Below are 24,501 nucleotides of genomic sequence, written 5' to 3'. Positions count from 1 at the left end.
GTCTACCAGTTCAGGTAAAACATGCCCTTGGCCAGCAGCACAATGGCGACCATGTGCGCGAACAGGCTCAGATGCACCCAGCGGACATAACGCGCACTCACCGAGCCCCAGCGCATGCGCGCCATGGTCAGCAGAAAATGCAGGAGCACGCTGGCCGCCAGGATCAGCTTGAGGGTCAGCAAGGTGCCGAAAGCCGAGGCCGTCGGCGCAGCCAGCACCGGCAGGTAACGCAGCCAGACCATGCCCAGGCCTGCGCCGAACAGCACCAGCAACACCCACGGCATCAATACCCGGGCACGCTGGCCGACGCCCTGCTCCACCAACACCATCACCCGCGCCGGCAATTGCCGGTGCAGGTGCCCCAGGATCAGCACCTCGAAAAACACCGTGCCGATGAAGATCAGCGCGGCGAACAGGTGGGCCACTAAAAACACGGGGTAAAGCATGGTGGCCTCTCAAGGGGACCGGCCGTTGGGACTTCAGTGTGCGGCCTGGCGCAACGCGTGGCCTTGATACCGATCAAGCGTTGCGAGAGTGCGGCTTACAGCAGTGGGATGCTGTAGCTGACGATCAGTCGCGTCTCGTCCTTGTCGGCCGAGTCGTTACCGCGCCACACCGCACCGCGCCAGGTCAGGCCCAGGCCCTTGAACGTGCCCGAGGGGATCACGTAATCGACACGCAGGTCGCGCTCCCACTCGCTGTTGTCGCGACCGGCCGTCTGGATGTGGCTGCCGCGGATGTAGGTCACGCTCGAGCGCAGGCCCGGAAGGCCAAGGCTGCTGAAGTCGTAGGCGTAGCTGCCTACCGTGGCCTGTTCCCCGGCATTGACGAACTTCAGCGACTGGGAGTTGGTGATCAGGTACAGCGAACGGCCCTGCCCCTGGTTGATATGCGGAAAGTCACTTTCACCGGTGGTCTTCTGATAACCGAGACTCAGCGAATGCCCGTACAGGCCGTAAGTGAACAGCGCACTCCACAGGCGGTTGTCGACCTTGCCGGCGTTGACGCCCGCGCCGTAATACCCCGAGCTGACATAGCCTTCGCCACGCCCGGCGGCGCTGGCGTTCTTGCCGTCGGCGGTGCTGTAGAAATAGCGCAGGTCAGTCTTGAACTGGCCCACCGGCAACTGCCAGTTGTGGATCAGGCCCAAGAAGTGCTGCTGGTAAAAGTTCTCCAGGTTGGCGTAGTAGTACTGCAGTTGCAGTTGCTTGCTGACGGCATAATCCACCCCACCGTAGTAGAACTGGTTGCTGGACTTGCCCTTGACCGGATCATTCGCACCGACAATGGACATGCCCTGGCCGTTACTGGAGTTACGGTCCAGTACCTGCTCGATTTTACCGGCGATCAGGTTGAAGCCCTGCAGGTCCTTGGAGTCCACTTGATAGCCACGAAACGTCTGCGGCAACAGCCGGCCGTCTTCAGTCGTCAGCACGGGCAGCTTGGGCATCAGCGTGCCGGCTTTGAACTGGGTCTGGGAGATACGCATCTTGCCGGTGGCGCCGGTCTTGCTGAAGTCGTTGGCGGCCTTGCCATCGGACAACGGGAAAACACTGCCGGGGGTGTTGTCTTCACCAGCCTTGCCCGCGCGCCCCGAGGCGTCCAGGCGCAGGCCATACATGGCTTGCAGGTCCAGACCAAAACCAACCAGTCCCTCGGTGAAACCGGACTGGTAGTTGAACATGAACGCCTGGCCCCACTCCTTATCCGTAGGGGCTTTGGCGTTACGGGTGTCTTGGTTGTAGTAGAAATTGCGCAGGTCGAGGCTGGCTTTGCTGTCGTCGATAAAACCCGACGCAGCCACCTGCTGCGCGGCGCCCAGTGAGACGGCGAGCGCCATGCAAGTCTTGTGGTTCATGAAGGCTCCTGAAAGTAATTGAGGCGACCCGTCACAGCCCAACCCTGTTCTTTGTTGGTCGGGTGGTGCTGCATCTAACGGGTGCGCGCACGGTATAGCGTTGGGCAGCCGGGAAATAGTCGCTAAAACCGTTATTCAGTTTTTCACTTTTTGTAACAATCGCCGGAGCCCACCAGCCTCGCCGGGGCGTGCAAGCCTCCACGGGGCGTCGGCGGCGGGCACTTCACGGCACCGGCAACCAAGCGCTGAAACCGCCACGCCGGGTCAACGGGCACCAGGCGAAGTCCCAGGCGGGAGGCGGCAACGGCGGCTGTTCATCAAGCGCAAACGCGCTGCCCTTCCAATCGAAGACTTCCGAACCCTGCCAGACCAGGACCACACCCTGGGCCTGGCTGTCATCGGTGTCGACCCACCGCGCCGCCGCCGCGGCCATGAACGTGTCGATCGGTTCATCGTCGATCTGCGCGCGGTACGGCGAGCCCAGCAGCCAGCGGCCGATGTTCAGGTGCCAGGTCCAGTCCTGCGCCAGCTGGTTGCGGTAGGCCCAGGTCATGAAGCTGCGAAACAGGTTCAAGCCTTCGGGCGGGTCGAGCTTGAGCAGCGCCGGGCAGATGTCGAACAAGGTGTGCCAATAGGGCAACAGGCGTGCATCCAGATGCACGAAGCTACGCGAATTGCTCGGGTATTCCGGCCGCGCCGGCTCCGTGTGCAGGCGGCGCGACGCCTTGCTGACCAGGCGGCTGGCGCCGGCAGGCAATAGAGGGTTCATAAAACGCACTCACAGTCGTGACGATAAAACGCCTCCTGATCACAGGAAGCCCAAAGCACACGTCAGAATGCGGGGGATGCGCGGGGGTTGGCCGAGGGCCAGGAATAACGCGGCGGCGCCTTGTTGCGCCGTTCGTGGGCCGGCCGCGGGGTCTGGCCGAGGCCCAGCAGCCAGGCCAGGCCGATCAGGAACACGATGGCCACGCTCGCGGCAGCGCACAGCGGGCAGGCAAAGTAGTTCCAGATATCGCTGGAAGCCGGGCTACCCAACCCTTTGTCGGAAAGTGGCGCCTGGTTGCTGTCCACCGAACAGAACGCGCCACCGACACCATTGAGCTGCTGGCCGAGCATCTGGCCATGGCCCAAACCGCACACAAACAGGTTCAGCAGGACACAGAAGTACAGGGTCCAGGCGATCAGCGAACGGTCCGAGCGGCGCAGTTTCATGGCGGCGACTCTACCATCGAAGCCCCGCAGGGATGAAGCGCGGCGCGCCCCTGTGGCAGAACGTCGCAGATTACGCGCATCGGCCAGGGTTGGTAGACTTGGCGCCCTCCGCGTTTACTCCTTTTCAACGCCTGGCGTATAGATCCAGAGCAAGGCAGGCGCTTCACAGGATGCACAGTTGATGAGTACGTTATTCACCCGCCGCAAGGTCCTGACCGGCATGGGCCTGTTGGGTCTGGGCCTGCTGGCCGGTTGTGACAACAGCCCCAAGTTGAATTTCAAGTACGGCAAGGACTTGAGCGACAAGATCATGGGCCGCACCTTCAAGCTCAAGAATACCCAGGGTGAAACCGTCACCTTGAGTTCGTACCGTGGCCTGATGCCGGTGGTGTTTTTCGGCTTCACCCAGTGCCCGGCCGTGTGCCCGACCACCCTCGCCCGCGCCGCCCAGGCCAAGAAACTGATGGGCCGCGACGGCGAGATCATGCAGGTGATCTTTATCACCCTCGACCCCGAGCGCGACACGCCAGAGATCCTCGACCGCTACGTCAAGGCCTTCGACCCCAGCTTCGAAGCGCTGTATGGCACCCCGGAAGAGATCGCCGTGGCCGCCAAGGAATTCGGGATCTTTTATGAAAAGGTCCCCGCCGGCGACACCTACACCCTGTCCCACACCGCCACCAGTTTCGTGTTCGACACCCGCGGCAACCTGCGCCTGGGCCTGTCGGCATCCCTTAACGCTAAAGAGTGTGCAGAAGACCTGCTCACCGTCATGGAGGTCTGCTAATGACTGCCGTTCAACACCTCAAGCGCACCCTGATCGGCCTGTCCCTGCTGGGCCTCGCCGCGCACGCCAGCGCCCAGGTCCAGGTCAGCGACGCGTGGGTGCGTGCCACGGTGCCGGGCCAGCCATCCAGTGGCGCGTTCATGACCGTGACGGCCGACAGCGACAGCAAACTGCTGCGCGTCGCCTCGCCGGTGGCCAAGGACGTGCAGATCCATGAAATGAGCATGAAGGACGACGTGATGCGAATGGGCCCGGTGGACTCGATCACCCTGCCCGCAGGCACCCCGGTCAAGCTCGACCCGGACGGTTATCATGTGATGCTGATGGGCCTGACCGGGCAGATCAAGGAAGGCGACCAGGTGCCGCTGACCTTGACCGTGGAAAACGCCAAGGGCGAGCGGCAGACCGTCGAGGTCAAGGCCGCTGCCCGCGGGTTGGATGGCATGGCCCCTGGCAAGATGCATTGATGGGCTGGCGCCGGTTCAATCCACAATGAACAGCTTGGCGCCAACCCGCGTCGAGGAGCGATGCCCTTCCATGTTGTTTCCCACCTGATAACTCATCCCGGCCGTCAGCGTGAATTGACGGCCATCTTCCAGTTCCGTGTGCAGCTCGCCTTCCAGGCACAGCAGCACATGCCCACGCCAGCACCAGTGATCGGCCAGGTAGCCGGGGGTGTATTCGACCATGCGTACACGGGTGGTGCCGAAGTGGCCAGTGCGCCACCAGGCACTGCCGGTGATACCTGGATGAAGCTCGGGTTCGAGGGTGGACCAGTCGGTGATGCCAAACGGGACAGCAGTGAGTTCCATGGTGGGCTCGGTCGTCAGTTAACGTGAACCGACCCTAACCGTCTGGAATGCTGCACGACAGACACAGATCGCCGGCTTTTTTGGGATACACGCCCACTGCAACCCCGACGGCGAGTGGTAAATCGCCTCATCGTGCCCCACCTACCCGCACCGCCGGTAACGGGTGGCCGCATTCAACCTCGCATCCAGCACCAACTCCTCGATCCTGAGCGTCCTCGCCAGCGCTTCGAGGTGATCCAGCATCGCCTTGCCATCGCCTGCCGAGGCCCTTTGCATCCGATATTTATGCTCACTTCCCAGCTTAATAATATTTTATTAAAAACCGCCCGCCCCCTACCTTGAAGTCATGCCCAAGCTGAATCCAACTGCATTACGCAAGGACAGACACATGACGCAAGCAATCACCCAAACAGACACCCTGGTGGTAGGCGCCGGCCAGGCCGGCGTGGCCATGAGCGAGCATTTGAGCAAGCACGGCGTGCCGCACCTGGTGCTGGAACGCAGCCGGATCGCCGAGCGCTGGCGCAGCGGCCGCTGGGATTCGTTGGTGGCCAACGGGCCGGCCTGGCACGACCGCTTTCCCGGCCTCGCCTTCGAAGGGCTCGCCCCGGATGCCTTCGCGCCGAAAGAGCGCGTGGCGGATTACTTCGAAGCCTATGCACGCCAGTTCAATGCGCCGATCCGCACCGGCGTGGAAGTCACCTCGGTGCTGCGCAATGTCGGCCGCCCCGGTTTTACCGTACACACCAGCGACGGCGTGATCGAAGCCAACCGCGTGGTGGCGGCGACCGGGCCGTTCCAGACGCCGGTGATCCCGGCGATCGCGCCGACAGACACGGCACTGCATCAGATCCATTCCGCCGACTATCGCAACCCCGGCCAACTGCCCCAAGGCGCGGTGCTGGTGGTGGGCGCCGGCTCGTCTGGGGTGCAGATCGCCGATGAACTGCAGCGCAGCGGCCGTCAGGTTTACTTGTCGGTCGGCGCCCACGACCGCCCGCCGCGTGCCTATCGCCAGCGTGATTTCTGCTGGTGGCTCGGTGTGCTGGGCGAATGGGACCAGGCCGCGATCAAGCCCGGCCGCGAACACGTGACCATTGCCGTGAGCGGCGCCCACGGCGGCAAGACCATCGACTTCCGCGAGTTGGCCCTGCGCGGCATGACCCTGGTCGGGCCCACCGAGTCTTTCCATGGCGGCGTGGCCACCTTCCAACCCACCCTGTTGGAGAACCTCGCACGCGGCGACGAAAACTACCTGGCCCTGCTGGACGCGGCGGATGCGTATATCGAACGCAACGGCCTCGACCTGCCCGTGGAGCCCGAAGCCCGGCGCGTCTTCGCCGATGCCGAGTGCGTGAAACAGCCGATCCTGCAACTGGACCTGGCCCGCGCCGGCATCACCTCGATCATCTGGGCCACCGGCTTTGCCGTGGATTACCGCTGGCTAAAGGTCGATGCGTTCGACGCTGCCGGCAAGCCGCAGCACCAGCGCGGCGTGTCCAGCGAGGCCGGCATCTACTTCCTCGGTTTGCCCTGGCAGTCGCGCCGTGGCTCGTCGTTTATCTGGGGCGTGTGGCATGACGCCAAATACCTCGCCGACCATATCGCCACCCAGCGTCAGTACCTCGAATATCGCGTCGCGGCCCCGCTCGTGCGCCCGTCTCCTGTCAGCGCCTGATCATTTTTCCCGGAGTTTTTTGATGCCTACCCACACGCGCATCCGCATGTTCAACACTAAACAAACCTACCCCAACCAGAGCCTGGACAATGACCTGTGCCAGGCCGTGCGCGCCGGCAACACCGTGTATGTGCGCGGCCAGGTCGGCAGCGATTTCGACGGCAACCTGGTCGGCCTCGGCGACCCGCGTGCCCAGGCCGAGCAGGCCATGCGCAACGTCAAGCAACTGCTGGAAGAAGCCGGCAGCGACCTCAGCCATATCGTCAAGACCACCACCTACCTGATCGACCCGCGCTACCGCGAGCCGGTGTACCAGGAAGTCGGCAAATGGCTCAAGGGCGTGTTCCCGATTTCCACCGGGCTGGTGGTATCGGCCCTGGGCCAGCCGCAGTGGCTGATGGAAATCGATGTGATCGCCGTGATTCCCGAGTAAGGAGCCGTACATGACCTTTTCAATCGTCGGCCGTTGCGCCGACACCGGCCAACTGGGCATCGCCATCAGCTCTTCGAGCATCGCCGTCGGCGCACGCTGCCCCTGGCTGCGGCCGGGTGTCGGTGCGGTCGCGACCCAGAACATCACGCTGCCGGCCCTCGGCCCGGACGTGCTCGACCTGCTGGAACAAGGCCTGGCCCCCGCCGCCGCAATCGACCTGGCGCTGACCCGCAACGGCTACAGCCAATACCGCCAACTGACCGCGATCGATCACCTGGGCCGCAGCGTGCATTTCAGCGGCAGCCAAACCCTCGGCAAGCACCACGCGGTGTCGGGCGAACAGTGCGTCGCGGCCGGCAATATGCTCGCCGACCGCGCAGTGATCGAGGCGATGGTCCAGGCCTTCGAGCAAGGCGAAGGCCAACTGGCCGATCGACTCTTGGCCGCGATGCATGCCGCCATCGCCGCCGGTGGCGAAGCCGGCCCGGTGCATTCGGCCGCGTTGCAGGTGGTGGGCGAGCTGACCTGGCCGATCATCGACCTGCGGGTGGATTGGGCCGACGCCAACCCGATCGGCCAACTGCACACGCTGTGGGATGCCTATCGCCCACAAGTGCAGGCCTACATCGACCGCGCCCTGGCCCCCGACCACGCGCCCGGCTATGGCGTCGCCGGGGACGAGCGATGAGCCGCAGCCGCGCATTGCTGCAGACGCTGGTGGGGTTCGATACCACCAGCCGCGAGTCCAACCTGCAGTTGATCGCCTTTGTGCGCGATTACCTGGCGAGTCACTGCGTGGCCAGCGAACTGATCTACAACGAGGCCCGCACCAAGGCCAACCTGTTTGCCAGCATCGGCCCGGTGGAGGTGCCCGGGATTGTGCTGTCCGGGCATACCGATGTCGTGCCGGTGGATGGGCAACCGTGGAGCGTGCCGCCGTTTGAACTGACCGAACGCGACGGCCGGCTGTTCGGCCGGGGCACTGCGGACATGAAGGGCTACATCGCCTGCGTGCTGGCCCTGGTGCCGGCGCTGGTCGCAGCGACGTTGCGCCGGCCGGTGCATATCGCCCTCTCCTACGACGAGGAAGTCGGTTGCCTGGGCGTGCGCTCGTTGCTCAGCGTGCTGGCGCAGCGGCCGGTGAAGCCGATGCTGTGCATCATCGGCGAACCGACCGAACTCAAGCCGGTGCTCGGCCATAAAGGCAAGCTGGCGATGCGCTGCGATGTGCATGGCGCGGCCTGTCATTCGGCGTATGCGCCCCATGGCGTGAATGCGATCGAGCATGCCGCCGAATTGATCGGCGAACTGGGACGCATCGGCCAACGGCTGCGCGATAAGCAGGATGCGCGCTTTGATCCGCCGTTCAGCACTGTGCAAACCGGGGTGATTGGCGGGGGCAAGGCGTTGAACATCGTGCCCGCCGACTGCCGGTTTGATTTTGAGGTCCGCGCGCTGCCGGGCCAGGCCCCGCAAGCGGTGGCGGATGAATTGCGCGCCTACGCCGAGCAGCAGGTATTGCCGCGCATGCAGGCGGTGAGCGCGCAGAGTGCGATTCGCTTTACCGAGCTGTCGGCGTATCCGGGGCTGATGACCGATCAGCATAGCGAGGCGGCCGAGTTGATCGCGGCATTTTGTGGCTCGCGGGCGTTCGGCACGGTAGCGTTCGGCACCGAGGGCGGGTTGTTCGACGCGGTGGGCATTCCCACGGTGGTGTGCGGGCCCGGCAGCATGGACCAGGGGCATAAACCGGACGAGTTTGTGAGTGTGGCGCAGTTGGCACAGTGCGATCAGATGTTGCACAGCATGCTGAACGCGCTGCGTTGACGACCCTCGGCTGTGCCGGCGACATACCCTGCATCAATCGCTACCCGCAGCTGATGGAACCGTACTTGAAGGCGGCCCACATAGGAAAACGGCTAATAGCCGTTTTCACTTCAACAGCCTTTGAGTATTGACCATGATAGGAATTCCACCGCACTCGCCGTTGAACAACCCGCTCAACGCTGCGCCGCCTGAAGAGTTGCGTCAGCGCCCCGAAGCGGGTGTACCTGACAGGGAAAGCATACGCATGGGCGTAAGAGAAGAGGATGCATACCGCACGCTGGATGTCTTTTTTGACGTGGCAGAAGCTAACGGTATCAAGGATCTGAACCCGAGCCACGGCAGGCCCTACCTCGATAACAACTTGAACCCGCCGGGCAACGTGGTGCCGCTGTCCGTCCACTTCCGCCCGGACCGTCCGGATGACACTTACAGCCCAGGGCACTTGAAGGCGGTCAACAACTTCGGCACACAACTCGACGCACGGTTGAAGCAACTGAACATCCGGAATGTCGGGCCCGAGGAGTAATCCCAGCGCCGATCAGAGTTGACGCCTGCGTGACCCAGGACAGCCGGGCCGATGCGTTGTTGGCCCAGGCTTGAGCACGCCGATCAGGCGAGCAAACGCGCCAGCTCCTCGCGACAGTAATCGACGAACAACTGCACCGGCTTGGTCAACGGTGCGCGGCGCAACCACACGGCCGACAAGCCCGAGCCGGTGACGGTTTCCGCCAGCGGCAGGCACACGACTTTCTGGCCATCATAGGTGTACTCGGTAAACGGCCTGGTCACCAGGATCGAAAAGCCAAACCCGCGCCCCACCATGCCCCGCACCATCTCGATCGACGGCGAGCTGAACACGATGTTCGGCGTCAAGCCGCGCTCTTCAAAGATGCTCACGAAGTACGTGCGGCTCGGCAGTACATCCAGCAGGATCATCGGCTCCAGCACCAGGTCCGCGAGCGACACCTTGGCCTGCTGCGCAAAGCGGTGATCGGCCGGCAACAGCGCATACGGCTGCTGCGGCGGCATCAACGGCGTGGTCTCGATGGTCGCGCCCAGGTCATGCTCGAACAGCATCGCCACGTCGATACTGCCGGCCGTCAGCGCCTGCACCAACTCCTGCTGCTCGCCATCGCGCATGCGGATTTCCACCCCCGGCCAGCGCGCCTTGAAACCGGCGATCAAACGCGGCAGGTACAGCGGCGCGACGGTTTCAAAGCAGCCGATATCGATCTGCCCCGCCACCACGTCATTGTCGGCCAGCGCGTTCTGCTCGAACTCGTGGGCCACCCGCAGCAGCTCCAGCGCCTTGCGATAAAAGCGCGCGCCGCTGGGGGTGAGCGACACGCCCTGGGCGTGATGGCGGATAAACAGCTGCACGCCAAAGCTGTCTTCCAGTTGCTTGATCGCGGTGGACACCGACGGTTGCGCGATATACAGCTTGCGCGACGCCTCGGCGACGCTGCCGCACTCGGCCGTGGTGACGAAATATCTGAGCTGGCGCAGGTTATAGGCAGCCATCGGGCCCTCCGCAAATGTGGGACTTCGCCCCAGGACACAAGCGGGCAACATACCGGAGCGCGTGGCCATGCGAGATACTTTTTTTAAGGTCTATAGCAACAAACTTACTAATTTACCTCCCCGCCCCCATTGCAGATGATCGCTCCAACAACAAAGCGCCGCTGAGCGGCGTACAGCGAAGTACGTCAACGTACTCACCTTGCCTTGGAGCTCGTCATGGTTACCACTGCAACATCCAGCGCCCCGCTTATCGAAAAACACACGATTGGATACGTGCCCCCGGAAGATCGCCACGGAAAGGTAAGAGACCTGTTCACCCTGTGGTTCGGCGGCAACATCGCGCCGTTGCCGATCGTCACGGGTGCGCTGGGCGTGCAACTGTTCCACCTCAACCTGATCTGGGGCATCGTCGCCATCCTCGTCGGCCACCTGGTCGGCGGCGTGCTGATGGCATTGCACTCGGCCCAGGGCCCGCAGATGGGCATCCCGCAAATGATCCAGAGCCGCGCACAATTCGGCTCCCTCGGCGCGTTGCTGGTGGTGGTGATCGCCGGGGTGATGTACATCGGCTTCTTCGCCTCCAACATCGTGCTGGCCGGTAAATCCCTGCATGGTGTGGTCGACAGCGTGCCCGTGCCGGTGGGCATCGTGATCGGCGCCATCGGTTCCGGGATCATCGGCATCATCGGCTACCGCTTCATCCACGTACTCAACCGCATCGGCACCTGGGTGCTGGGCGCGGGGATCGTGCTGGGTTTCGGCTACATCTTCAGCCATATACAGACCAGCGACTTTCTGACCCGCGGCAGCTTCAACCTCTCCGGCTGGCTGGCCACCGTGTCCCTGGCGGCGCTGTGGCAGATCGCGTTCGCGCCCTACGTCTCCGACTATTCGCGCTACCTGCCGGCCGACGTACCCGTCGCGTCGACCTTCTGGACCACCTACCTGGGCTCGGCGCTGGGTTCGAGCCTGTCGTTCATCTTCGGCGCCGTCGCGGTGCTCGCCACCCCGGTGGGCATGGACACCATGGACGCGGTCAAACTCGCCACCGGCGCCATCGGCCCATTGATGCTGGTGCTGTTCTTGCTCAGCGTGATCAGCCACAACGCCCTCAACCTGTACGGTGCGGTGCTGTCGATCATCACCCTGGTGCAGACCTTCGCCTACCGCTGGATCCCCACCGCGAAAAGCCGCGCCGTGATCTCGATCATCGTACTCGCGGCCTGTTCGGTGGCCGCGGTATTCGCCTCGAAAGACTTTATCGGCCATTTCGTCGACATGGTCCTGGTGCTGCTGGTGGTACTGGTGCCGTGGACGGCGATCAACCTGATCGACTTCTACGCGATCCATAAAGGCAAGTACGACATTGCATCGATCTTCCGCGTGGACGGCGGGATCTACGGGCGCTACAACCCCCAGGCGCTGCTGGCCTATGCGGTGGGGATCGCGGTGCAGATTCCGTTCATGAACACACCGCTGTACGTGGGGCCGATTTCGCAGCACATCAACGGCGCGGATTTGTCGTGGGTGGTGGGGTTGGTGGTGACGTCGCCGTTGTATTTCTGGTTGGCGAGTCGGGACAGTGCGTATAAGCGGCGGATGGCGGAGGGGACGCTGGTGGGTGGAGTTTGAAACAGCCTGTCGGTTGCGCCTCGATTAACCGCACCTTATAGTTCGCCCCGTCGCTGGCATTGGTCGGCGACAGGGTTTCGCAGCCCTACACAATAGAATCAACCTGCACAGTCATCAGACCCTCAGGCGAAGTCCGCCTGCGCCTCGTTTATGGCGGCTGTGCGTGGGAGACCTTCGGGTCTGCCGGGGGTGATTCTTCCTGGTCTGCGAACCCGCGCACAGTTGCCACCCAATCTGTTTCGCAGCAGCAAGGTGGTGATTCTTTTTACCCAAATAGAATCGAACCTCATGACCAATCAAAATCCGCCCCGCCGCTTCACCCCCATGTCCCAAACCGCAACCGACTACCCGGTCCTGCTGATCGACAGCGACGCCCCGCTCAGCGAGTTGCACGCCTGCGCCAGCGAGCGCCTCAATGCCGCGCTCGCCTACCTGCACCTGATGGCCTGTTCCAAAGTGTCCGACTATGCCGAGCACGACATCAATACCGTCGCCAACACCGCCCGGATCATGGTCCAGGATGTGGCGGATGTGTTTACGGTGATGGAGCGGCGTGGGTTTGATTCGCCTGCGGTGAGTTGATGTAAGTGCTGAGGAAACCCGCTTTGGCGGGTTTTCTGGTTTCTGGTGAACTGGAAGTTGGCGGGGGAAGTGGATTTGATGGTGTTTGTACCGCCGCCATCGCAGCCTCGCTGGGGCTCGACAGCTCCCACCGTTGACCGAGTCCGGCCTCCAGCAGTTGGACGTTCACCAAGCCCCGTCACTTGGCCCCGTTAAACCACGCTGGCCGAACATCCTGGTCGACCCAGAGGCCACAATGGCGGCGCTATAGACACCCGGCTATCATGTGGCCTTTCGCTTACCCCCCGAGGAAACCGCATGCCCGCCCTCTCCTTTCGCAACGCCCTCCCCAGCGACGCCGCCCATTGCTTCGACATCGAAACCACTGCCTACGAAGGCGACGAAGCCGCGACCCTGGAAAAGATCGCCACGCGCATTGCGCAATACCCGCAAGGCTTTTTGATCCTGGAGGCAGATGGCGAGGTGGTGGGCTTCATCAACAGCGGCTGCGCCCACAAGGTGGTGATGTCGGATGAAGCGTTCAAGGAGTTGGTCGGCCATGCGGCCGAGGCGCCGAATGTGGTGATCATGTCGGTGGTGGTCGCCCCGGCGCACCAAGGCAAGGGCTATTCCACCGCGTTGATGCGCGAGTTTGTGCAGCGCATGCGCGCGTTGGGCAAGCAGACGATTCACTTGATGTGCAAGGACCGCCATGTGGCGCTGTACACCCGCCTGGGCTACCGCTACGTGCAGCCGTCAGCGTCGGATCATGGCGGGATGGCGTGGCATGAGATGGTGATGGCTTTTTAATAGCCACCCTGGGAACTTATCCTTGTTGCAGCGCCCAACAAGGCACCACGAATTGACTCGGAGTGCTTTGATGTCCAGGGCACGTATCAGCCGCTTGTTGACCTCCTCTTTGATCGCAGCCCCGTTGATGGCCATGGTGCCGGTTGCATTCGGTGCCACTGCGCAGGACATCGAGCACCTCCGAAACTTATCCGTCGACCAGTTCCGCCGGGAGGCCAAGTAACGCGCCGAGGAGCAGGCGCGCCAGGAAGCCAGGGAAAAGCAGTTGCAGGAAGAGGAGGTACGCGCTTTATTGGTCGAAAAACCCTGATCACGCCCACACTCAATCGTATAAAGAACTGTCTAGACGCTTGTCGGACAACGGGCCACAAGGAATCCAGCGCGATGCAGCCTCCTCTCATTGAAATCAGCGACCAGCCCAACCCCGACGCCGAACGCATCCTCGGCAACGGCCTGGCGGCGTTCAACGAACAAGCCACCGGCTACCATGACCGACGCCCGCTGAGCGTGCTGGTCAAAGACCCGCACACCCAGCAGGTGCTCGGCGGCATCACCGGCCGGAGCGCATTCGGCACGGCCTTCCTCGACCTCTTCCACTTGCCCGAGACCCTGCGCGGTTCCGGCATCGGTAGCCGATTGCTGCGCGCCTTCGAAGACGAAGCCCGACGCCGCGGCTGTCGCAATGCCGTGCTCTACACCATCAGCTTCCAGGCGCCGGGGTTCTATGAGAAGAACGGTTGGGTGCGGTTTGGCGAAATCGCCTGTGAACCCGAGGGCAACAGCCGGGTGTTTCTGTCGAAACAGCTGTGAGATTCAGGCGTTCACTGGTTGGAGATCAACGTGCCGGTACCGACGGGTGAATAGATGATGGCCTGGGTATCCAGGTTCTTGATGCCCGAGCTGATTTCTTCAATCCATCGATACAGCCTCACAAAAGCAAACCAATATCATTTGCGCACAACCCGACGCTTTGGTTTAATCGCGAGCAATTCTTATTTACACCAAAGCCTTTGCGCTGGATGGACAGTGTGTCGACCTCCTTCACCCACCTCTATGGCACCCACCACAGCTGGCTGCTCGGCCTGCTGCGGCGGCGCCTGAACGACCGCTGGGATGCCGCCGACCTGGCCCACGACACGTTTATCCGCATCCTCGGCCGCCCGTTGGCCGAGACCGATCACGTCGGCCAACGCTCCTACCTGGCCACCATCGCCCGTGGCCTGTGCATCGACCACTGGCGCCGCCGCCAACTGGAACGCGCCTGGCTGCAAACCCTGGCCGAACGCCCGGAAGCGCAGCAGCCGTCGCCGGAGCAGCGGGCGATCATCGTCGAAACCCTCTACGAAGTGGACACGATGCTCGCGCGCCTGCCGAAGAAGGTCAGCGAGGCCTTTTTACTCGCGCACTTGCACGGCCTGCCCTACAAGCAGATCGCCGTACAGCTTGGCGTGTGCGAGCGCATGGTCAAGAAGTACATGGCCCAGGCCCTGCTGCACTGCGCGATTCTGGAAGCCGAACTCGACGGGATGCTGGTGCAATGAGCCGCCCCGGCCAGCTCAGCCACGCCAGCCTGGAGCAGGCTGCGCACTGGTACGTGCGCCTGCAGGCCCCAGGCGGTGCGCTCGAACAGTTGCGCTGGCAAACCTGGGTTGCGCAAAGCCCCGAGCACCTGGCGGCCTGGCAGTACGTGCAGCGCGTCAGCCAGCGTTTTGCGCCGTTGCTGGAGCAACCCCATGGCGCCAGCCGGGCCTTGCGCAGCTCGCGGCGCCAGACGCTCAAGACCCTGCTGGTGCTGGGTGTCGGCTCGACACTGGCCTGGGGCACCTGGCGCCACAGCCCCCTGCCCCGCCTGGCAAGCGGCTGGAGTGCCGACTATGCGACTGCCAACGGCGAGACCCGCGACGCGCTGCTGACCGATGGCAGCCACGTGTGGCTGAACGCACTGAGCGCGCTGGATGTGCGCTTCGATGCCGCGCAACGCTTGCTGCGCCTGCGCTTTGGCGAAGTGTTGATCGACACCGCCAAGGACCCCAACCGTCCGTTCCTGGTGGACACCGAACAAGGCCGGCTGCAGGCGCTGGGCACGCGCTTCAGCGTGGTGCAAGGTGATGAACATACCCAGCTCACGGTGTTCGAGGGCCGGGTGCGGGTGAGTACGCTCAACCCGCACCCACGGATTGTCGACACCGGCCAACAGCTGACGTTTACCCGCAACCACTTCAACACCGCCAGCGTCGCCTCCCCGGCCCGTGAAGCCTGGAGCCGTGGCGTGCTGCTGGCGGACAACCTGCCGCTCGGCGAGTTGATCGCCGAACTCAACCGCTATAGCCCCGGCCACCTGGGCTGCGATCCGGCCGTGGCGCAGTTGCCGGTGATGGGTTCGTTCCCGCTCAAGGACAGCGACCAGGCCCTGCACCTGCTGCAAGCCGCGCTGCCGATTCGGGTCGAGCGGCCGATGCCGTGGTGGGTCAGCGTCGGGCCGCAGTAAAAAATTTCACCCGCCAGTTCCCTTTTTCGACACTCGTTCGGTTAACCCTGCAGACGCTTTCAACTCGCCGATCGACTTGATCCAAAGGGACACCTCCATGCCGCAACCTGCTCGTTTCGCGCTGCGCCCACTGGCGCTGGCCACCTCCCTGCTTTGCCTCGGCGCACCGACGCTGTACGCCGCCGAGCCGACCTCGACCCAGGAAGCCGCGCGCAGTTATCGCATCGCTGGCGGCGCCCTGGTCGCCGTGCTGAACAGCTTCGCCGAACAGTCCGGAATGTTCATCGCCGGCCATAACAGCCTCGCCGCCAGTAAAACCAGCCCCGGCCTGAACGGCAGCTATACCCCGACCAGCGGTTTGCAGCGCCTGTTGCAGGGCAGCGGTTTGCAGGCGCTGCCCCAAGGCAACAACGGTTACGTGCTGGAGCTGATCCCCGCCCACAGCGGCGCGCTGGAGCTGGGCGCCACGACGATTTCCGGCCAGGGCCTGGGCGCTATCACCGAAGACACCCATGCCTACACTACCGGTGTCATGGCCTCGGCCACCGGCTTGCCGCTGTCGATGCGCGACACCCCGCAGTCGGTCACGGTGATCACCCGCCAGCAGATGGACGATCAGGGCTCCAACAGCATCGCCGACACCCTGCGCCGCGCCCCCGGCGTGAGCGTGCAGAACTACGACAGCGAACGCTGGGAGTTCTCCAGCCGTGGCCTGCCGATCACCAATTTCCAGTACGACGGCGTCAACGCCACCTATGACGGCGTGTACGACTACGGCACCACCAGCACCGACATGGCAGTGTACGACCACCTGGAAATCATCAAGGGCTCGGCCGGCCTGCTCAGCGGTTCCGGCGACCCGTCGGCCACGGTCAACCTGATCCGCAAAAAGCCCACGCGGGAATTCAAGGCCTCGGTCACCCAGACCTTCGGCTCCTGGGACAACTACCGCACCGAAGGCGATATTTCCGGCCCCTTGACCGAGTCGGGTAATCTGCGCGGACGCTTTGTCGGCGTGTATCAGGACCGCCAGTCGTATCTCGATCACTACCAGCACACCAAGGACATCGGCTACGGCATCCTTGAAGCGGACCTTACGCCCGACACCCTGCTGACCTTCGGTATCGACCAGCAAGACACCCGCTCCCGTGGCGCCAGCTGGACCGGTTTCCCGATGTTCTTCAGCGACGGCTCGCGCACGCACTTCTCGCGCTCGTTCAACCCGGCGGCCGACTGGAGCCGCCGCGACTTCCAGAACCAGACGCTGTTCGCCTCGGTGCAACAGCAGTTGGCGAACGACTGGTCGCTCAAGGTCAGCCTCGACCGCAAGCGCAGTCAGCACGACACCCTGCTCGCCTCCGCCAGCGGCGGCAACCCGGACCCGGTCAGCGGCGACGGCATGTACATGTTCATGGGCAAGTACAAGGGCGACCAGTTACAGAACACCCTGGACGTCAATCTCAGCGGGCCGTTCAACCTGTTTGGCCGCGAGCACGAGCTGATCATGGGCTTTATGGCCACCTGCTCGAAGCAGGACGTGCCGGTCTACGGTTCGATTTACCCCGCCGTGGGCGGCAGCATTTTCGACTGGCACGGCGAGTACGCCAAACCGGATATCCCGCGCAGCGGCCAGAACGATATCGTGCAACGCCAGACCGGCGCCTACCTGGCCACGCGCTTGAAACCCACGGACGATTTGTCAGTGATCCTCGGCACGCGCGTCAGCACGTTCAGCGGCACCGACACCACCGATTTCTATGACCCGACCAAGGCCGACAACCGCACCACCTATCGCCAGAGCGGCGTGGTCACGCCGTATGCCGGGATCGTCTACGACCTCAACGACACCTGGTCGGTGTACACCAGCTACACCCAGATCTACCGCCCGCAAAGCAGCAAGGACGCCGACCGCAAACTGCTCGACCCGATCGAAGGCGCCACCTATGAAGCCGGGCTCAAGGCAGCGTTCTACGACGGCCGCCTGAATGCCAGTTTTGCCGCGTTCCGCATCGAGCAGGACAATGTCGCCGAGTACGTGTCGGGCTTCGAGACCGATTCGGTGTACCGCCCGATTGCCGGCGCCACCACCAAGGGCTTCGAGGCGCAACTGTCGGGTGAAGTGCTGGACGGCTGGAACATCTCGGCCGGCTACACCTACCAGCACACCCGCGATGCCAACAACAGTTATGTGTACAGCTCGGTGCTGCAAACCACCACGCCGCAGCAGGTGGTGCGCCTGTTCAGTAGCTATCGCCTGCCCGGCGCGCTGGAGCATGTCACCGTGGGCGGCGGCGTGAATTGGCAGAGCGAGTTTTTCGGCAACGTGTTCCAACCCGACCCGAACGACACGGTCAACTTCGGCCAGAACGCACGCATCACCCAGGACAGTTACTACCTGGTCGACCTGATGGCCCGCTACCGCTTCAACGAGCACCTGAGCACCACGCTGAACGTGAAGAACCTGTTCGATAAAAAGTACTACACGGGCCTGGGCAACTTCGGCACCGGCTTCTACGGCGAACCGCGCAGCCTGCAACTGGCGACTAAATGGGACTTCTAGGCTGACGGCCCCGGCAGTCTGTGCAATGATCCTCCCTCGATCTCCCGAGGGATGGAGCCGCCGCCATGTCGCTGAACACCGCCACTCACCCCGCGCAAGCGCCGCGCTTCTGGCGCGACGAGCGCTTGCCGTTCATCGAAGCGCGGACCATCGCCGATGGGCGCAAGGTCACCTACACCCGCCACGCCCACGAGCATTTCTCCATCGGCGCGATCACCACCGGGCGCAGCTATTACCACTACGGCGCGGACACCTTCCAGATCAGCGCCGGCACGGTGGTGCTGATGAACCCCGGCGATGTGCATGCGTGCAACCCGATCCACGACCAACCCTGGTCGTATCACATGCTCTACCTCGACACGCCCTGGCTGACGGACCTGCAATACCAGTTGGGCTTCAGCACCGACCAGGGTTATCGACCGTTCAATACGCCCTATACCCGCGACCCGGTGCTGTACAACGGCCTGATCGAGCTGTACCGGATGCTGTTGGATGAGCACGCCGAACTCCTGCAAAAACAGAGCCTGCTGGTGAGTTATTTCAGTGAGGTGCAGCAGCGCCTGAACCCTTCGAACACGCCGGTGCGGGAGGTCAATCACAAGCTGGAACGCGCCGCCGAATACATCCGCGAACACTGCACCCAGGCCTTGAAACTCGAAGACATCTGCCTGGCGGCCGAGCTGTCGCCGTCTTATCTGATCCGCGCCTTCAAGCAGTATTACGGCTTGACGCCCCATGCGTTTCTGGTGAACCGGCGCATCCAGTTCGCCCGCACCCAATTGCGCAACGGCGAACTGATCGCCGACGTCGCCCTGGCCGCCGGCTTTGCCGACCAGGCGCACTTCCAGCGCACCTTCAAGCAGCACTTCGCCGCCACGCCGGGGCAGTACCGCGACTTGCTCAAGCCATCAGCAAATAACCCACACTGGCCACCAGCAACGCGGCCATCGAACGGTTGAACACCCGCACGCCCTGCGCGTTGCCGAGGTAACGGCGCAAAAACGTGCCGGCGTAGGCCCAGCAGGCTACCGACAGGTAGCAGATCACCAGGTAGAGCGCCGCAAACAGCCACACTTGCCGGGCGTCGCCATCCGCGACAAACAACCCCATCCCCGCCACGCAGGCCAGCCAGGCTTTGGGGTTCAGCCATTGCATGATCGCGCCGTAGAGCATCGACGGTGCCGTTGCGGTGCCTTCGGCGTCCAGCCGGCCATCGTCCACCGCAAGTTTCCAGGCCATGTACAGCAGGAAGGCGACCCCGCCCCACTGGATCAACTGGGTCAGAATGGGCCAGCGCAGCAGCACTTCATGCAGCCCCAGGCCGATCAGCACCAGCAATAGCGTGAAGCCGGTGGCGGCACCGAACACGTGTTTCTGGCTGGCGACAAAACCGAAGCGCGCGCCCGAACTGAGGGCGACCACATTCACCGGGCCCGGTGTGATGGAGGTGGCCAACGCGAAGGCGGCCATGGAAAGGATCAAGCTCATTGCGGTTCCCTGTTGTGGTGATGAACAGGGGCCACGGTAAACACCCCGGCGAGCCGGGTATTGAAGAAAATGCCCCTGCTACTCGCCGGTCATGCGTTCCAGGCTGTTGCTCAGGTGCAACAACATGGCGGCGCGGGCGGCGTCGGGGTCCTGGCGACGGATGGCGTTGAGGATCGCCTCGTGTTCCAGGTTGGCCAACTGGCCCAGCTTCATCAGGTCGGTATTGCCGCGCTCTTCGGCGTTGATGCGCGTGCGCGGGATCACCGAGTTGCCCAGGTGCTGGATCACATCGGTGAAGTAGGTGTTGCCGGTGGCCTGGGCAATCAACTGATGGAAGCGCACGTCGGGTTCGACGCTGCTGTCGTTGTTGGCCAGCGAGGCCTGGTAGTCGTCGAGGGCCTCGCGCATGTGCTGCAACTGCGCCTCGCTGCGGCGCAGCGCGGCCAGGGCGGCGGCCTGGGTTTCCAGGCCCAGGCGCAACTCGAGGATGCCGCGCACGCTGACGGCGGTGTCGTGGTTCAGGTGCAGGCCCTGGCGCTGGTCCCGCGCCAGCACAAAGGTGCCCACCCCGTGCCGGGTTTCCACCAGCCCTGCCGCCTGCAACTTCGACAGCGCCTCACGCACCACCGTGCGACTGACACCGTACTCGCCGACGATGGCCGACTCGGAGGGCAGCTTCTCGCCCGGCGCCAGTTGGCCGAGGAGAATGCGCTGGGTCAGCGTGGTCACGATGTCATGGGCCAGGCCCTGGGAGCGCTTGCGGGGGGTGTCGTTGTGCATCGGTCATTCCATCGGTTGGGCCCGGTCAATACTAACATCCCCCTCCGCCACCAACTTGTATGACAACAAACAAATTACGCCGCAACCGCGCCGCGTTTTCATGGAAGCTGGATTGCCTGCGATTGCATCGGCGCGATTGATTTCATGCGCTATGACGCCTGTAAAACAGGATTACCAGCCCTGTCGCGTGCTCGTACAGCCAAAATTTACGTTGCGACGCGGAAAAAAGCAGTTGTATGATGTCTATCAAGTTGCCAGGCACCCCCGGCAGCCCTGAACCCATCCCCGCACAACAATAATCCGTGGGAGTTCTACCCCGTGACCGCTTCCAACCCTGCGACAGCTGCGCCTGCCCTCGACCCCGTCCTGGCCCGCGCGATCAAGAAGGTGAAGCAGCATGTGCTGCCACTGTTCGTGATCATGTTCATCGTCAACTACATCGACCGCGTCAACATCGGCTTTGTCCGCACCCACATGGAACACGACCTGGGCATCGGCGCGGCCGCTTACGGTTTCGGCGCCGGCTTGTTCTTCATCGGCTATGCGTTGTTCGAAGTGCCCTCCAACCTGCTGCTGCAAAAAGTCGGCGCGCGTATCTGGCTGACCCGCATCATGTTCACCTGGGGCATCACCGCGACGCTGATGGCCTTTATCCAGAACGAAACCCACTTCTATATCCTGCGTTTTCTGCTGGGCGTGGCCGAGGCCGGGTTCTTTCCGGGGGTGATCTACTACTTCACCCGCTGGCTGCCCGGGGTGGAGCGCGGCAAGGCGATTGCGATCTTCCTCAGTGGCTCGGCCCTGGCCTCGCTGATCTCCGGCCCGCTGTCCGGCGTGCTGCTGCAAATCAGCGGGCTGGGCCTGCACGGCTGGCAATGGATGTACATCATCGAAGGCATGGCCTCGGTGCTGTTGTGTTTTTTCGTGTGGTTCTGGCTCGACTCCAAACCCCATGACGCCAAGTGGCTCAGCCGCGCCGAACAGGACGCGCTGGTGGGCGAGATCGAGCGCGAACAACGCGAGCGTGACGCCGCCACCACCGTCAAGCCGAGCCTGGGCACGCTGCTCAAGGACCGCCAGATCATGCTGTTCTGCGCCCTGTATTTCTGCATCCAGCTGACTATCTATGCCGCCACATTCTGGCTGCCGAGCATCATCAAGAAGATGGGCGACCTGAGTGACATCCAGGTGGGTTTCTACAATTCCATTCCCTGGCTGATTTCGATCATCGCCATGTATTCGTTCGCGGCCCTGGCCGGCAAGTACAAGCATCAACAGGCGTGGGTGGCCACGGCGCTGTTGATTGCTGCGGCGGGAATGTTTTTCTCCACCACCGGCGGGCCGATCTTTGCCTTTGTCGCCATCTGTTTTGCGGCGATCGGGTTCAAGTCGGCATCGTCGCTGTTCTGGCCGATCCCCCAGGGCTACCTGGATGCGCGCATCGCCGCGGCGGTGATCGCGCTGATCAACTCCATCGGCAACCTCGGTGGGTTTGTCGCGCCCACCACCTTCGGCTTTCTGGAGCAGACCACCGGGTCGATCCAGGGTGGTTTGTATGGGCTGGCCGGCACCTCGATCCTCGCGGCGATCCTGGTGTTCTTCGCCAAGACCCGGCCCGGCGCCCAGAGCCCGAGCGTGCTGCACCCCGCCCCCGTCCTGAGCAAATAAGGAAGCGTTTTGATGAATACAGAACACCAGCACCACGCCAGCCATGCCCCCATCGTCACCCACCTGCAAGTGATCCCGGTGGCCGGCCACGACAGCATGCTGCTCAACCTCAGCGGCGCCCACGGGCCGTTTTTCACGCGCAATATCGTGATCCTCAGGGACAGCGCCGGGCACATCGGCGTGGGCGAAGTACCGGGCGGCGAACGCATCCGCGAAACCCTGGAAGACGCGCGCAGCCTGGTGATCGGCAAGCCGATCGGCGCGTACCAGAGCATTCTCAATGCCATGCGCCGCACCTTTGCCGCCCGCGACAGCGGCGGCCGTGGCCTGCAGACGTTCGACCTGCGCATCACCATCCACGCCGTCACCGCGATGGAAGCGGCGCTGCTCGATCTGCTCGGCCAGTTCCTTGAAGTGCCGGTGGCCGCCCTGCTCGGCGAAGGCCAGCAGCGCGACGCGGTGAAGATGCTCGGCTACCTGTTCTACATCGGCGACCGCCAGCAGACCGACCTGGCCTACCGCAGCGAAGCCGATGGTGACGATTGGTGCCGCCTGCGCCATGAACCGGCCCTGACCCCGGACGCCATCGTGCGCCTGGCCGAAGCCGCCCAGGCCAAGTACGGCTTCAACGACTTCAAGCTCAAAGGCGGCGTGTTGCGCGGCGCCGAAGAAATCGAAGCGGTCACGGCCCTCGCCGAGCGCTTCCCCGACGCACGCATCACCCTGGACCCGAACGGCGCCTGGTCACTCAAGGAAGCCATCGCCCTGTGCCGCGACCAGCATCACGTATTGGCCTACGCCGAAGACCCATGCGGCGCGGAAAACGGCTATTCGGGCCGCGAAGTCATGGCTGAATTCCGCCGCGCCACCGGCCTGCCCACCGCCACCAATATGATCGCCACCGACTGGCGCGAAATGGGCCACGCGATCCAGCTGCAATCGGTGGACATCCCCCTCGCCGACCCGCACTTCTGGACGATGCAAGGCTCGGTGCGCGTGGCGCAGATGTGCCATGAATGGGGCCTGACCTGGGGCTCGCATTCCAACAATCACTTCGATATTTCCCTGGCGATGTTCACCCAGGTGGCCGCCGCCGCACCGGGCGACATCACCGCGATCGACACCCACTGGATCTGGCAGGACGGCCAGCGCCTGACCAAGGCGCCGTTGCAGATTGTCGACGGTCACATCCAGGTGCCGACCAAGCCGGGGCTGGGCGTCGAGATCGACATGGACGCGGTGGCCCAGGCCCACGAACGCTACAAAGACATGGGCCTGGGTGCGCGCAATGACAGCGTGGCCATGCAGTTCCTGATCCCCGGTTGGAGTTTCGATAACAAGCGCCCGTGCCTGGTGCGCTGAGCGCCGATCGCGGCCAGCCTCAACCGTGAATCAACGAAACGTGCGCGCCCACCCCGGCGCGCACGCCCTCGGCCACCGCCAGCGCCACGGAACCGGCGGCAAGGGACGCATCGCCACAGGCAAACACGCCGGCCACGGAGGTCTGGCGGGTTTCGTTGGTGTGCAGGTACGGGCCGGTGGGGCCGTCGGCCAGCACACAGCCCAACTGCTCGGCCAAGGGGCTGAGGCGAGTGCGGGACATCGTGAATACGCCGTCCAGCTGAATCACGCGGCCATCAGCCAGTTCCAGAGCCACGCGCTCACCGCTGATCCGTGTCACCACCGTGCGCTCCAAACGAACCCCGCGCCGATCCAACTGCGCCTGTTGCTCGGCATCCGGGGTGAACACACCATTGGTGAACAAGGTGGTGCTGCCCCAGTCCGGCAACATCAGCGCATGGTGCATCGCCAGCGGCGAGGTGGCCAACACACCGATGCGGCCTTGATCCAGCTCATAGCCGTGGCAGTAAGGGCAATGAAACACGTGCTTGCCCCAGCGTTCCGCCAAGCCTTCGAGGGCGGGCAATTCGTCCACCACCCCGGTGGCGAGGATCAGGCGCCGCCCCTCGAATCCGCCGTTGTATTGCGTGTGCACCCTGAAACCGCCCGGCGCCGTTGCCGCCTGTAATACGCTGTCCTGCACCCAGGTGACGCTCGGATACTCCATCAGTTGGCTGCGACCTTCGGCGGCAATGACGTCCGGCGCCTGGCCGTCCTGGCCGAGAAAGCCATGGGCGGTGGCGGCAAACCGATTGCGCCGCTGCCCCGCGTCGATCACCAGAACCTTGCGTCGCGCCCGCGCCAGTTGCAGGCCGGCGGACAAGCCAGCATAGCTGCCGCCCACGATAATGACGTCATGCATCATGAAAGTGCCCCTTGTCAGGTGCGCGCGGTTATCCGCGCGCCTTCACGACACACCATAAGTTACGTAAAAATAGCACGTCAAGTGTCTCGCAACTTTTTGGGTTACGAAGGATACTTT

26 protein-coding genes and 1 pseudogene are annotated in these 24,501 nt (G+C 63.4%); 17 read left to right on the top strand and 10 right to left on the bottom strand.

The window, feature by feature from the left end; translation table 11 throughout:
* Nucleotides 1-2 precede the first annotated feature (2 nt).
* The 4 genes from MOQ67_RS13935 to MOQ67_RS13920 all read right to left on the bottom strand — a co-directional run bounded on the left by MOQ67_RS13935 (nt 3) and on the right by MOQ67_RS13920 (nt 3,073).
* Nucleotides 3-446: a CopD family copper resistance protein gene (locus MOQ67_RS13935; protein ID WP_108526471.1), complete on the bottom strand. Its 444-nt coding sequence runs from the start codon at nt 444-446 to the stop codon at nt 3-5.
* A gap of 95 nt (nt 447-541) precedes the next feature.
* A complete protein-coding gene (locus MOQ67_RS13930) occupies nt 542-1,858 on the bottom strand; it encodes an OprD family porin (RefSeq protein WP_104903393.1) in 1,317 nt (438 codons plus the stop codon).
* A gap of 223 nt (nt 1,859-2,081) precedes the next feature.
* Entirely contained in the window at nt 2,082-2,627 is a 546-nt protein-coding gene (locus MOQ67_RS13925; protein WP_448675939.1) for a putative natural product biosynthesis protein, read from the bottom strand.
* Nucleotides 2,628-2,689: 62 nt separating this feature from the next.
* Entirely contained in the window at nt 2,690-3,073 is a 384-nt protein-coding gene (locus MOQ67_RS13920; protein ID WP_198718144.1) for a DUF2946 domain-containing protein, read from the bottom strand.
* 181 nt (nt 3,074-3,254) lie between these two features.
* On the opposite strand from MOQ67_RS13920, the gene MOQ67_RS13915 reads away from it, so the two are divergent.
* Nucleotides 3,255-3,860 carry an SCO family protein gene (locus tag MOQ67_RS13915; RefSeq protein WP_046383789.1) on the top strand — a complete coding sequence of 202 codons (606 nt, stop codon included), beginning with the start codon at nt 3,255-3,257 and terminating at the stop codon, nt 3,858-3,860.
* Nucleotides 3,860-4,327 carry a copper chaperone PCu(A)C gene (locus MOQ67_RS13910; protein WP_046383790.1) on the top strand — a complete coding sequence of 156 codons (468 nt, stop codon included), beginning with the start codon at nt 3,860-3,862 and terminating at the stop codon, nt 4,325-4,327. The genes MOQ67_RS13915 and MOQ67_RS13910 overlap by 1 nt, the downstream gene beginning before the upstream one ends.
* 15 nt (nt 4,328-4,342) lie before the next feature.
* Here the strand turns inward: MOQ67_RS13910 and MOQ67_RS13905 are convergent, their stop codons facing one another.
* A complete protein-coding gene (locus tag MOQ67_RS13905) occupies nt 4,343-4,672 on the bottom strand; it encodes a DHCW motif cupin fold protein (RefSeq protein WP_046383791.1) in 330 nt (109 codons plus the stop codon).
* A gap of 18 nt (nt 4,673-4,690) precedes the next feature.
* Nucleotides 4,691-4,930: pseudogene (locus tag MOQ67_RS13900) on the bottom strand (hypothetical protein); the annotation flags it as partial.
* Nucleotides 4,931-5,018: 88 nt separating this feature from the next.
* Here MOQ67_RS13900 and MOQ67_RS13895 point away from each other — a divergent pair.
* The 5 genes from MOQ67_RS13895 (at nt 5,019) to MOQ67_RS13875 (ending at nt 9,136) form a co-directional block, all read left to right on the top strand.
* Entirely contained in the window at nt 5,019-6,350 is a 1,332-nt protein-coding gene (locus tag MOQ67_RS13895; protein WP_370737531.1) for a flavin-containing monooxygenase, read from the top strand.
* 22 nt (nt 6,351-6,372) lie between these two features.
* On the top strand, nt 6,373-6,783 hold the full coding sequence (locus tag MOQ67_RS13890) for a RidA family protein (protein ID WP_046383793.1): 411 nt from the start codon (nt 6,373-6,375) through the stop codon (nt 6,781-6,783).
* 10 nt (nt 6,784-6,793) lie between these two features.
* Nucleotides 6,794-7,471, top strand: coding sequence for a DUF1028 domain-containing protein (locus tag MOQ67_RS13885; RefSeq protein WP_198718143.1), 678 nt, complete (start codon nt 6,794-6,796; stop codon nt 7,469-7,471).
* A complete protein-coding gene (gene argE / locus MOQ67_RS13880; RefSeq protein ID WP_198718142.1) occupies nt 7,468-8,610 on the top strand; it encodes an acetylornithine deacetylase in 1,143 nt (380 codons plus the stop codon). Before MOQ67_RS13885 ends, argE begins: the two co-directional genes overlap by 4 nt.
* Nucleotides 8,611-8,743: 133 nt before the next feature.
* A complete protein-coding gene (locus tag MOQ67_RS13875; protein WP_141123522.1) occupies nt 8,744-9,136 on the top strand; it encodes a hypothetical protein in 393 nt (130 codons plus the stop codon).
* 83 nt (nt 9,137-9,219) lie between these two features.
* Here MOQ67_RS13875 and MOQ67_RS13870 read toward each other — a convergent pair whose 3' ends face one another.
* Nucleotides 9,220-10,131 (bottom strand): LysR substrate-binding domain-containing protein, encoded by a 912-nt coding sequence (locus MOQ67_RS13870; RefSeq protein ID WP_046383797.1) that lies wholly within the window; start codon nt 10,129-10,131, stop codon nt 9,220-9,222.
* A gap of 216 nt (nt 10,132-10,347) precedes the next feature.
* Between MOQ67_RS13870 and MOQ67_RS13865 the strand changes: the two genes are divergently transcribed.
* From MOQ67_RS13865 to MOQ67_RS13830, 8 genes are all read left to right on the top strand, one after another.
* Nucleotides 10,348-11,763 carry a purine-cytosine permease family protein gene (locus MOQ67_RS13865; RefSeq protein ID WP_046488423.1) on the top strand — a complete coding sequence of 472 codons (1,416 nt, stop codon included), beginning with the start codon at nt 10,348-10,350 and terminating at the stop codon, nt 11,761-11,763.
* Between the two features lie 288 nt (nt 11,764-12,051).
* Nucleotides 12,052-12,345, top strand: a complete 294-nt coding sequence (locus MOQ67_RS13860; RefSeq protein WP_046383799.1) for a hypothetical protein — start codon at nt 12,052-12,054, stop codon at nt 12,343-12,345.
* A gap of 297 nt (nt 12,346-12,642) precedes the next feature.
* A complete protein-coding gene (locus MOQ67_RS13855) occupies nt 12,643-13,134 on the top strand; it encodes a GNAT family N-acetyltransferase (RefSeq protein ID WP_102617916.1) in 492 nt (163 codons plus the stop codon).
* A gap of 384 nt (nt 13,135-13,518) precedes the next feature.
* Nucleotides 13,519-13,944, top strand: a complete 426-nt coding sequence (locus MOQ67_RS13850) for a GNAT family N-acetyltransferase (RefSeq protein ID WP_198718141.1) — start codon at nt 13,519-13,521, stop codon at nt 13,942-13,944.
* Nucleotides 13,945-14,153: 209 nt separating this feature from the next.
* On the top strand, nt 14,154-14,675 hold the full coding sequence (locus MOQ67_RS13845; protein WP_046383803.1) for a sigma-70 family RNA polymerase sigma factor: 522 nt from the start codon (nt 14,154-14,156) through the stop codon (nt 14,673-14,675).
* Nucleotides 14,672-15,622: a FecR domain-containing protein gene (locus tag MOQ67_RS13840; RefSeq protein WP_104903401.1), complete on the top strand. Its 951-nt coding sequence runs from the start codon at nt 14,672-14,674 to the stop codon at nt 15,620-15,622. Before MOQ67_RS13845 ends, MOQ67_RS13840 begins: the two co-directional genes overlap by 4 nt.
* 97 nt (nt 15,623-15,719) lie before the next feature.
* Nucleotides 15,720-18,182: a TonB-dependent siderophore receptor gene (locus tag MOQ67_RS13835; protein ID WP_198718140.1), complete on the top strand. Its 2,463-nt coding sequence runs from the start codon at nt 15,720-15,722 to the stop codon at nt 18,180-18,182.
* A 65-nt stretch (nt 18,183-18,247) separates the two neighbouring features.
* Nucleotides 18,248-19,141, top strand: a complete 894-nt coding sequence (locus tag MOQ67_RS13830) for an AraC family transcriptional regulator (protein ID WP_198718139.1) — start codon at nt 18,248-18,250, stop codon at nt 19,139-19,141.
* Here the strand turns inward: MOQ67_RS13830 and MOQ67_RS13825 are convergent.
* Both MOQ67_RS13825 and MOQ67_RS13820 read right to left on the bottom strand, forming a co-directional pair.
* Nucleotides 19,083-19,670, bottom strand: coding sequence for a LysE family translocator (locus MOQ67_RS13825; protein ID WP_046383807.1), 588 nt, complete (start codon nt 19,668-19,670; stop codon nt 19,083-19,085). The genes MOQ67_RS13830 and MOQ67_RS13825 overlap by 59 nt on opposite strands.
* 78 nt (nt 19,671-19,748) lie before the next feature.
* On the bottom strand, nt 19,749-20,450 hold the full coding sequence (locus tag MOQ67_RS13820) for a FadR/GntR family transcriptional regulator (protein WP_193039911.1): 702 nt from the start codon (nt 20,448-20,450) through the stop codon (nt 19,749-19,751).
* Nucleotides 20,451-20,768: 318 nt separating this feature from the next.
* On the opposite strand from MOQ67_RS13820, the gene MOQ67_RS13815 reads away from it, so the two are divergent.
* Nucleotides 20,769-22,118, top strand: coding sequence for an MFS transporter (locus MOQ67_RS13815; protein ID WP_046488440.1), 1,350 nt, complete (start codon nt 20,769-20,771; stop codon nt 22,116-22,118).
* Nucleotides 22,119-22,130: 12 nt separating this feature from the next.
* Nucleotides 22,131-23,480 carry a glucarate dehydratase gene (gene gudD / locus MOQ67_RS13810; RefSeq protein WP_198718138.1) on the top strand — a complete coding sequence of 450 codons (1,350 nt, stop codon included), beginning with the start codon at nt 22,131-22,133 and terminating at the stop codon, nt 23,478-23,480.
* Nucleotides 23,481-23,499: 19 nt separating this feature from the next.
* Here the strand turns inward: gudD and MOQ67_RS13805 are convergent, their stop codons facing one another.
* Nucleotides 23,500-24,384, bottom strand: a complete 885-nt coding sequence (locus MOQ67_RS13805) for an NAD(P)/FAD-dependent oxidoreductase (RefSeq protein WP_198718137.1) — start codon at nt 24,382-24,384, stop codon at nt 23,500-23,502.
* Nucleotides 24,385-24,501 lie beyond the last annotated feature (117 nt).

The sequence above is a fragment of the Pseudomonas sp. LY-1 genome (genome assembly GCF_053502595.1).
Note: the sequence above shows the minus strand (reverse complement) of the source record. Positions and strands in the feature narration are given on the sequence as shown.

What these genes read in the sequence shown, in the direction of transcription:
- MOQ67_RS13935 (WP_108526471.1), bottom strand. Translation starts at nt 446, where the DNA reads ATGCTTTACCCCGTGTTTTTAGTGGCCCACCTGTTCGCCGCGCTGATC.
- MOQ67_RS13930 (WP_104903393.1), bottom strand. Translation starts at nt 1,858, where the DNA reads ATGAACCACAAGACTTGCATGGCGCTCGCCGTCTCACTGGGCGCCGCG.
- MOQ67_RS13925 (WP_448675939.1), bottom strand. Translation starts at nt 2,627, where the DNA reads ATGAACCCTCTATTGCCTGCCGGCGCCAGCCGCCTGGTCAGCAAGGCG.
- MOQ67_RS13920 (WP_198718144.1), bottom strand. Translation starts at nt 3,073, where the DNA reads ATGAAACTGCGCCGCTCGGACCGTTCGCTGATCGCCTGGACCCTGTAC.
- MOQ67_RS13915 (WP_046383789.1), top strand. Translation starts at nt 3,255, where the DNA reads ATGAGTACGTTATTCACCCGCCGCAAGGTCCTGACCGGCATGGGCCTG.
- MOQ67_RS13910 (WP_046383790.1), top strand. Translation starts at nt 3,860, where the DNA reads ATGACTGCCGTTCAACACCTCAAGCGCACCCTGATCGGCCTGTCCCTG.
- MOQ67_RS13905 (WP_046383791.1), bottom strand. Translation starts at nt 4,672, where the DNA reads ATGGAACTCACTGCTGTCCCGTTTGGCATCACCGACTGGTCCACCCTC.
- MOQ67_RS13895 (WP_370737531.1), top strand. Translation starts at nt 5,019, where the DNA reads ATGCCCAAGCTGAATCCAACTGCATTACGCAAGGACAGACACATGACG.
- MOQ67_RS13890 (WP_046383793.1), top strand. Translation starts at nt 6,373, where the DNA reads ATGCCTACCCACACGCGCATCCGCATGTTCAACACTAAACAAACCTAC.
- MOQ67_RS13885 (WP_198718143.1), top strand. Translation starts at nt 6,794, where the DNA reads ATGACCTTTTCAATCGTCGGCCGTTGCGCCGACACCGGCCAACTGGGC.
- argE (WP_198718142.1), top strand. Translation starts at nt 7,468, where the DNA reads ATGAGCCGCAGCCGCGCATTGCTGCAGACGCTGGTGGGGTTCGATACC.
- MOQ67_RS13875 (WP_141123522.1), top strand. Translation starts at nt 8,744, where the DNA reads ATGATAGGAATTCCACCGCACTCGCCGTTGAACAACCCGCTCAACGCT.
- MOQ67_RS13870 (WP_046383797.1), bottom strand. Translation starts at nt 10,131, where the DNA reads ATGGCTGCCTATAACCTGCGCCAGCTCAGATATTTCGTCACCACGGCC.
- MOQ67_RS13865 (WP_046488423.1), top strand. Translation starts at nt 10,348, where the DNA reads ATGGTTACCACTGCAACATCCAGCGCCCCGCTTATCGAAAAACACACG.
- MOQ67_RS13860 (WP_046383799.1), top strand. Translation starts at nt 12,052, where the DNA reads ATGACCAATCAAAATCCGCCCCGCCGCTTCACCCCCATGTCCCAAACC.
- MOQ67_RS13855 (WP_102617916.1), top strand. Translation starts at nt 12,643, where the DNA reads ATGCCCGCCCTCTCCTTTCGCAACGCCCTCCCCAGCGACGCCGCCCAT.
- MOQ67_RS13850 (WP_198718141.1), top strand. Translation starts at nt 13,519, where the DNA reads ATGCAGCCTCCTCTCATTGAAATCAGCGACCAGCCCAACCCCGACGCC.
- MOQ67_RS13845 (WP_046383803.1), top strand. Translation starts at nt 14,154, where the DNA reads ATGGACAGTGTGTCGACCTCCTTCACCCACCTCTATGGCACCCACCAC.
- MOQ67_RS13840 (WP_104903401.1), top strand. Translation starts at nt 14,672, where the DNA reads ATGAGCCGCCCCGGCCAGCTCAGCCACGCCAGCCTGGAGCAGGCTGCG.
- MOQ67_RS13835 (WP_198718140.1), top strand. Translation starts at nt 15,720, where the DNA reads ATGCCGCAACCTGCTCGTTTCGCGCTGCGCCCACTGGCGCTGGCCACC.
- MOQ67_RS13830 (WP_198718139.1), top strand. Translation starts at nt 18,248, where the DNA reads ATGTCGCTGAACACCGCCACTCACCCCGCGCAAGCGCCGCGCTTCTGG.
- MOQ67_RS13825 (WP_046383807.1), bottom strand. Translation starts at nt 19,670, where the DNA reads ATGAGCTTGATCCTTTCCATGGCCGCCTTCGCGTTGGCCACCTCCATC.
- MOQ67_RS13820 (WP_193039911.1), bottom strand. Translation starts at nt 20,450, where the DNA reads ATGCACAACGACACCCCCCGCAAGCGCTCCCAGGGCCTGGCCCATGAC.
- gudD (WP_198718138.1), top strand. Translation starts at nt 22,131, where the DNA reads ATGAATACAGAACACCAGCACCACGCCAGCCATGCCCCCATCGTCACC.
- MOQ67_RS13805 (WP_198718137.1), bottom strand. Translation starts at nt 24,384, where the DNA reads ATGATGCATGACGTCATTATCGTGGGCGGCAGCTATGCTGGCTTGTCC.